Origin of the sequence: Niveispirillum sp. KHB5.9 (assembly GCF_048066115.1) — a bacterium.
GTDB lineage: Bacteria > Pseudomonadota > Alphaproteobacteria > Azospirillales > Azospirillaceae > Niveispirillum.
Genome location: NZ_JBLTYX010000064.1, coordinates 1 through 1,262, shown reverse-complemented (window position 1 = coordinate 1,262; position 1,262 = coordinate 1). Strand labels below are relative to the sequence as shown.

The following is a 1,262-nucleotide window of genomic DNA, read 5'->3' as shown; positions in this document are numbered from 1 at the left end:
AGAGCTGGTCCCCCGTGAGCGGACAGTTTTTGTTCGGCGTTAAGCTTGGTCCTGTTCAGTTCACGCCGCCAAACACAGTTTGTCCGCCCCTTTCCTGTATGCCTCGTCGGGTGTTTGTCCCCCGAGCGCGGAATGCGGGCGTCGGTTATTGTAGTAATCGATCCAGCGTCCGATCCCGGCCCTGGCCTCGCTGCCGGTCTCGAAAGCGTGGAGATAGACGCATTCGTATTTCAGTGACCGCCAGAGCCGTTCGATGAACACATTGTCCATCCAGTGGCCCCTTCCATCCATGGAAACCTTGATACCGGCATCGGTCAAGATGCCGGTGAATTTCGGGCTGGTGAATTGGCCGCCCTGGTCGGTGTTGAAGATTTCGGGCTTGCCGTGGCGGGCCATGGCATCCTGCAGGGCCTCCAGGCAGAAATCGATGTCCATGCAATTGGACAGTTTCCAGGCCAGCACCCTGCGCGATGCCCAATCCATCACGGCGATCAGATACAGGAAGCCCCGCCGCATCGGAATGTAGGTGATGTCCGTGCACCAGACATGGTCCGGCCGGTCGATGGCCAGGTCCCGCAACAGGTAGGGCCAGATCTTGTGCTCGGGATGGGGAACGCTGGTCTTTGGCCGTTGGTAGATGGCTGCCAACCCCATCCGGCCCATCAGCCGGCGCACCCGCTTGCGATTGACGATGACCCTGGCGCCGCAGATGATGGGTCATCTGTCGGCTCCCGTACCAGGGTGTCTCCAGGAACTGCGCATCGATCAGCCGCATCAGCGCCAGGTTCTCAGCCCTCTCGCCCCGTACCGGCCCGTAATAATGTGACCGGCTGATCGACAGCAGCGCGCATTGCCGGACAACCGACAAGCCGGGATGTGACCGATCCACCATCTCACGCCTCCGACCGGCGCTCATCGACCGGAGGCCTTGCGCAAAAAATCCCGCTCCACCACCAACTGCCCGATCTTGGCGTGCAGCCGGTCGATCTCGGCGACATCAACGACTGGACTGGCCTCGGCTTTGCCGGAAAACGACGACGCCATTCCCTCGATCGCCTGCTTACGCCAAGCGTTGATCATCGTCTGGTGAACACCGTGCTTCGACACAAGCTGCGCCATCGTCAACTCGCCCCGGATCGCCTCAAGTGCCACCTTCGCCTTGAAATCCGCTGAATATCGCTTCCTCTGTCCCGCCATGTCGGTCGTCCTTCAATAAGGCCGAACCAAGCTTAGCAAACTGTCCGCTCACGGGGGACCAGCTC

General features: G+C 60.6%; 1 pseudogene. It reads right to left on the bottom strand.

The annotated features are described in order from the left end of the window. Positions 1 to 60: 60 nt before the first annotated feature. A pseudogene (locus tag ACM9HJ_RS30945) lies at positions 61 to 1,197 on the bottom strand (IS3 family transposase). Positions 1,198 to 1,262 lie beyond the last annotated feature (65 nt).